At 73.4% G+C, this 5,812-nt stretch carries 6 protein-coding genes; 4 read left to right on the top strand and 2 right to left on the bottom strand.

From position 1 onward, the window contains the following. Together DLJ58_RS00755 and DLJ58_RS00760 are read left to right on the top strand one after the other, a co-directional pair. Positions 1–675 carry a L,D-transpeptidase family protein gene (locus DLJ58_RS00755; protein WP_244218726.1) on the top strand — a complete coding sequence of 225 codons (675 nt, stop codon included), beginning with the start codon at positions 1–3 and terminating at the stop codon, positions 673–675. 97 nt (positions 676–772) lie between these two features. Continuing rightward, the gene (locus DLJ58_RS00760; RefSeq protein WP_091395293.1) at positions 773–1,009 is read left to right on the top strand and encodes a hypothetical protein; all 237 of its coding nucleotides are present in this window, start codon (positions 773–775) and stop codon (positions 1,007–1,009) included. Between the two features lie 30 nt (positions 1,010–1,039). Here DLJ58_RS00760 and DLJ58_RS00765 read toward each other — a convergent pair whose 3' ends face one another. After that, positions 1,040–3,523, bottom strand: a complete 2,484-nt coding sequence (locus DLJ58_RS00765) for a helicase-associated domain-containing protein (RefSeq protein WP_124853391.1) — start codon at positions 3,521–3,523, stop codon at positions 1,040–1,042. An 83-nt stretch (positions 3,524–3,606) separates the two neighbouring features. Between DLJ58_RS00765 and DLJ58_RS00770 the strand changes: the two genes are divergently transcribed. Together DLJ58_RS00770 and DLJ58_RS00775 are read left to right on the top strand one after the other, a co-directional pair. Beyond that, entirely contained in the window at positions 3,607–4,230 is a 624-nt protein-coding gene (locus DLJ58_RS00770; RefSeq protein WP_124853392.1) for an HAD family hydrolase, read from the top strand. Positions 4,231–4,257: 27 nt separating this feature from the next. Continuing rightward, a complete protein-coding gene (locus DLJ58_RS00775; RefSeq protein ID WP_074316242.1) occupies positions 4,258–4,644 on the top strand; it encodes a cold-shock protein in 387 nt (128 codons plus the stop codon). Here DLJ58_RS00775 and DLJ58_RS00780 read toward each other — a convergent pair. Continuing rightward, positions 4,605–5,453 (bottom strand): 1,4-dihydroxy-6-naphtoate synthase, encoded by an 849-nt coding sequence (locus tag DLJ58_RS00780; RefSeq protein WP_124853393.1) that lies wholly within the window; start codon positions 5,451–5,453, stop codon positions 4,605–4,607. The genes DLJ58_RS00775 and DLJ58_RS00780 overlap by 40 nt on opposite strands. Between the last annotated feature and the right edge of the window lie 359 nt (positions 5,454–5,812).

Genomic DNA, 5,812 nt, shown 5'->3' on the forward strand with positions numbered 1-5,812 from the left:
GTGAAACCCTCCCGGAAACCCACGCCGAAGCCGACCCGCCCGGCACCCACCACGACCCCCGGCACCGGTACGCCGACCGTCGCCGGCTGCCCCCAGGGGCAGCACCAGCGGGCGGTGGAGACCTACCTGACCCGGTTGGGCGGGTTCGGGGCGGTGACCGTGGACGGCCGGCAGTCCGCCGCCGACTGCGCGGCGATCAAGAAGTTCCAGAAGAGATACGGCATTCGCCCCGTCGAGGGTCGCGCCGGACCAACCACCCTCGATGTGGCCCAGCGCCTCGCCACCACCGACACGACTCGCTGCAAGGCCGGCACCGGCACCACGTTCTGCGTGGACCTGACCCGGCAGACCGTCTGGGCGCTCCGCGGCGGCAAGGTGATCATGGCGCCGACGGTGACCCGCACCGGCATGTCCGGCTACCGCACCCCGGCCGGCACGTACGCCGTCAACTACCGCAACCCCAAGGAATGGTCCAACCCGTACGAGGTGTGGCTGCCGTACTGGCAGCACTTCACCCAGGGGATGGGCTTCCACGAGACCACCACCTACCTGCACGACAAGTCGATCGGCTCGCACGGGTGCGTCAACCTGCTGCACGCCGACGCCGTCCGGATGTGGGAGCTCGGCAAGGTCGGCACCCGGGTGGTGCTGATCGGCCGACGCCCCGGCACCTGAGTGACACGCAGCGAATCGCGGCGATAACCCCCTGTCCGACCGGACCAACGAGTGTCACCCTTGGAGTCCAGGGCCGGACCGGGCGGGGAGGCTGGGGATGACGGTCGACCGTGACGTGATCGCGGAGCACGAGCACGCACCACCCGACGAGGTGTCCCGAGCGACGGTGATCGCGTACGCCGTCGCGGCGACGCTCCTCCTCGGGTGGTTCCTCTTCGGCTGGCTGGTGCTTCAGCAGGGCTTCGTCGACTCGGTCGGGGAATCCGCCGGCGCCGGCTTCGCGCTGCTGCTGATCATCTCGGTGGTCGGCACCGTACGCCGCAGCCGCCGCTGACCGACGGCGCCCGCGCGGTGGCGCCTCCGGTCAGTCCGCCACCACCGCCGCGGTGATCCGGTGCAGCGCGAACGTGTGCAGCATCTCGGTCCGTTCGTCCTCGGCCCGCAGGTAGCCGGCACCGATCGAGACCGGCTTGAGCAGGCGCGACGCCGTCGCCCCGTGCGCGTCGACGTAACCCACCCAGACCAGCGCCTTGTCCCGGACCGCCTGCTGGAGCACCGCCAGGGCCTCGCTGTGGGTGTGCGCCGGCACCGGGCCGCCGCCCAGCCCGGGCGCGCTGCCGCGCACCACCGCCGGCGCCCGTCGGGCGGCCCGCGCCGCCGCGTCGCCTCGCCGGATGTGCTCCACCACGCCGAGCAGCCGGGGCATGGGCAGCTTCGGGGCGGCCAGCGGATCGATCGTCCGGGTGGTCACCGACACCCGGGGCGGGGCCCGCCGGATTCGTGGCCGGGCCAGCACCGTGCTGCCGGTGCCGTCCTCCTGCACCGGGGCGTACCCCGCGTCGCGCAGCGCACCCAGCAGCCGACCAACCTGGTACTGCGTACACAGCACCGTCGGCGCGAGCCGGCGCAGCGCCAACGACTCCAACCGCCGGTCGGCCAGCACCTCGCTGATCAGCGTCTCGTCGTCGCTGCGCAGGTACGCCCCGGCCAGGCCGACCCGCAGCCCGCCGTGCTTACGGGCCACGTCGTCGATCAGGTAGGTGAGCCCCTGCGGCACCGGGGTACGCGAGCGACGTCGGAACACGTCGTGCAGGTCGTCGGCCGTGTAGCCGGAATCCAGGGCCCGCCGCACGCTCGCCGTGGTGACCCGGTGCACGCTGGCCCCGCCGGCCGACTCCAGCTCGGTCATCGCCTCCAACTCGACGGCGAGCGCCGGCTCGGGTGGGCCGGGCACCACAACGGTCAGGTCGGCCTGCACCAGGAAGTGGTCGACCGGTGCGGGCAGCAGGGCGTCCAGCGCCCTCGCGGCACTGGACGGGTCACCGCTCTCGACGTCGGCGTGCACGCCCAGCGGGTCGTCACCCCGCTCGTCGGTCGACGTCAGGTCCCCCAGCAGCAGCCGACCGTACGAGGTGAGCGCCCCCAGCCCTGTCACACCCAACTGTGCGGCCTCGGCCAGCACCTCCCGGTGGGCGGCGTCCCGGCCCCGGCTGCGACGCGGTGCCCGCCAGTCCAGCAGCTCCTGCACCTCCTGCGGGGTGGGTGCCGTCGCCGGCTCCAGATCGGCGAGTACGCCGAGCACCGCCCGTCGGGTGGCCGGCACGCTGGCCCGCTCGGCCTCGGCGGAGAGCGCGGTGATCGGCCGGTCCCGGTCGTCACGGCGGCCCACCAACCCCACCTGCCGGGTCATGGTCAGCCACGCTCGGGTGAGCTGCTCCCACCGTTGGGCCAGCGAGGCGGCCCGCCACACCTCGTACCCGCCCGTCGGCAGCACCTGCTGATCCGCCCCGTACCGACCGGTGGTCGCACCGGGCATCTCCAGCTCACCGAGGAGCCCCGCCGCGTACGCCACCTCCAGCAGCAGCGCGGTGGTCGGTTCGTCCAGCCCGGCGGTACGCGCCAACCGGCGCAGGTCCCGTACACCGACGCCACCCGAACGCAGCACCGGCGCGGGCTCGTCGGCGAGCTGCTCCAGCAGGCCTTCGGTGTGTCGGACCACCTCCATGGTCTGCCCGGCCCCGGCCGAGTCGACCGCTTTCGGCTCGCGCGGCGCGGCGGCCACCGGCGGTGGGCTGGTACGCAGCGGCCCGAGAGGGCCGGTGTCGCGGCGCAGCAACAGGCCGACCTCGCGGGGCAGCTCCACCGTTCCGCTGGCCGTGGACGAGCCGGTCGTCACCGGGACCAGCAGTCGGTTGTCGACGAGCCACCGCACCGGGGAGCCGGTCGGCGCGCCACCGTTGGTCGGGTCGGAGAGGACCGGGTCCGCCGCGCCGAGCGGCGGCGCCTGCAACGCCCCCGGCGGCACGCTGCCAACCGGCGGGCCGGCCGCCAACCGGTCCAGGATCGCCCGGGCGGAGGGCGGGGCGGCGAGCACCGTCCGTCGGAGCTTCGCCGGGTCCGCGCAGAGCGCGGCCGTGCGCGGGTCCAGCTCCGCGGCCGGTCGGCCGAGCCCAGCGGGGTACGGGGAGACCTCGTCGACGGCGGGCAGCACCTGGAGCGCGTGCTCCGGGCCGTACAGCAGGAAGAGCGCACGCAGTCGGCCCACGGCGGCCCGGACGGCTGTCGGAGCCGGCGGTTGCGGCCCGGCGGTCGCCATCGCGAGCACGGTGTCGGTGGCCGTGGTGGCGTCGTCCGGGTTCCGGGTGAGACGGGCGGCGTCGAGGATCTGGAGGGTGAACTGGTCCAGACCGTCCAGCGCGCGGGCCACGGAGACCCGGGACTGGGCCCGGATGGCCAGGGCGGAGACGTCGGCCGGCACGGGCACGACGAGGTCGGGCCGCAGCTGGAGGAGCGCGGCCAGTGATTCGTCGGGCAGCGACCGCAGGTGGTCGGCGAGTGAGGTGGTCATCGTCTTTCCACGCTAGCCCGGCACCGGGCTTCCGCGCCCCTCGGACGTCCGGTCGACTGGGAGTAGCCGGTACGTTTCTCGACATGCCAGCACTGACCGTCGGATTCGACCTCGACATGACCCTGGTGGACTCCCGCCCCGGCATCGCCGCGGCGTACCGGGCGCTGACCGCGAGGACCGGTGTGCCGGTCGACGCCGAGCTGGCCGTGTCCCGGCTCGGGCCGCCGCTGCGTACCGAGATCGCGCACTGGTTCCCGCCGGAGCAGGTCGAGTCCGCCGTGCGGGTGTATCGCGAGCTCTACCCGGCGTACGCGGTCACCCCGACGCTTCTGCTGCCCGGCGCGCGGGAGGCCATCGACGCGATCCGTGCGCGGGGTGGCCGGGTGTTGGTTGTCACGTCCAAGATCGGTCGGCTGGCCCGGTTGCACCTGGACCACCTCGGTCTCACGGTGGACGAGTTGGCCGGCGACCTGTTCGCCGCGCAGAAGGCGACCGCTCTGCGGGAGCACGGCGCGACCCACTACGTCGGTGATCATGTCGCGGACATGGTGGCGGCGGCAGCGGCCGGGGTGCCCGGCATCGGTGTGGCGACCGGCCCTTGCTCCGCCGACGAGCTGCGCGCGGCCGGTGCGGAAGTGGTGCTGGACGAGCTCACCGAATTCCCAGCGGCGCTCGACGGGATGATCCAGCTAGCCTTGGAGCAGTAGCGGCTCAAGTGAAGCAGGGGTTTTCAGGTGCCTACGGGTCGAGTGAAGTGGTACGACACGGCCAAGGGATACGGCTTCGTCACGAGTGACGAGGGCGGCGACGTGTTCCTGCCCAAGGGGGCGCTGCCGGCGGGTGTCACCGACCTCAAGGGTGGCCAGCGGGTCGACTTCAGCGTGGTGGACAGCCGCCGGGGCGCGCAGGCCATGGGGGTCAAGCTGCTGGACGCGCCGCCGTCGATGGCAGAGCTGCGCCGTCGGCCGGCCGAGGAGTTGCACGGCCTGGTCGAAGACATGATCAAGGTGCTGGAAGCGAAGGTCCAGCCGGACCTGCGCCGGGGTCGGTACCCGGACAAGAAGGCCGCGCAGAAGATCGCTCAGCTGGTCCACGCGGTGGCCCGCGAGCTGGAGGTCTGAGGCACCAGGCCGGCGGTGGCGGCCCGATCGAGCAGTGCCGCCACCGCGGCGAGACCGGCCTCGCCCAGGTCTGCGGTGAACTCGTTGACGTAGAGGCCGATGTGCCGGTCGACCACGTCGAGCTCCATCTCCTGGGCGTGCGCCAGCACGTACTCCCGGCTGGCCGCCGGGTCCGCCCAGGCCTGCCGGACCGACTCGCGGACCCAGCCGGCCGCGGCCTCCGGGTCGACCGCCCCGCGCCGGGCCAGGATCGCGCCGAGGGGGATGGGCAGGCCGGTGTCGGCCTCCCACCATTCGCCGAGGTCGACCAGGGCGCTCAGGCCGTGCCGGTGGTAGGTGAACCGTGCCTCGTGGATGACCAGCCCAGCGTCGTAGCGCCCAGCCGCCACGCCCGGCATGATCTCGTGGAACGGCACCACCTCGATCCGGGCCGGTGGTCGCCCAGCCGACCAGAGCCGGAACAACAGGTACGCGGTGGTCCGGTCGCCCGGCACCGCCACCGTGGCACCGGTCAGGTCGGTGCGGTCCGGCCCGCCGTCACGGTCGCCCCGGGTGAGCACCAGCGGACCGCAACCGCGACCGAGGGCGCCGCCGCAGGGCAGCAGGTGGTAGTCGTCGAGCAGCCAGGGCAGCGCCGCGAAGCTCACCTTCACCAGGTCGAACGCGCCCCGCTCGGCCGCCGTGTTGGTGACGTCCACGTCGGCGTACGTCACCTCGACCGGCGGCGCGCCGGGCACCCGCCCGTGCACCAGCGCGTGGAAGACGAACGTGTCGTTGGGGCAGGGCGAGATCGCCAGGGAGAGCGCCACACCCTCACGGTAGTCCCGCCCTCCGCCCGGGGTCCGCGCCCACCCCACGACTGTGATCCGCGACCGTGACGCGCAGCTGTGATCCGGGACCGTGACGCGCAGCTGTGATCCGGGGCTGTGATCTGGGGCTGTGATCTGCGTCAGAGCGCGGCGGCGGCACGAACTGCGGTGGGCGCCGCCGGGCGGAACAACGCGTGGAAACGACCGGCGCAGCAGGGTCGAGCACCCACCCCGGTCTCCCTTTGGAGCTGATGTCGTAAACGAATCGCCCAGACTCGGTGACCGTGGTTCGGAGCGGGGCCAACGGTGCGAGCTCGCAGGCTAGGAGCCCGGCCCAGCCCCAGCCCCGGACCCAGCCC

Origin of the sequence: Micromonospora arida (assembly GCF_003857035.1) — a bacterium.
Taxonomy (GTDB): Bacteria; Actinomycetota; Actinomycetes; order Mycobacteriales; family Micromonosporaceae; genus Micromonospora; species Micromonospora arida.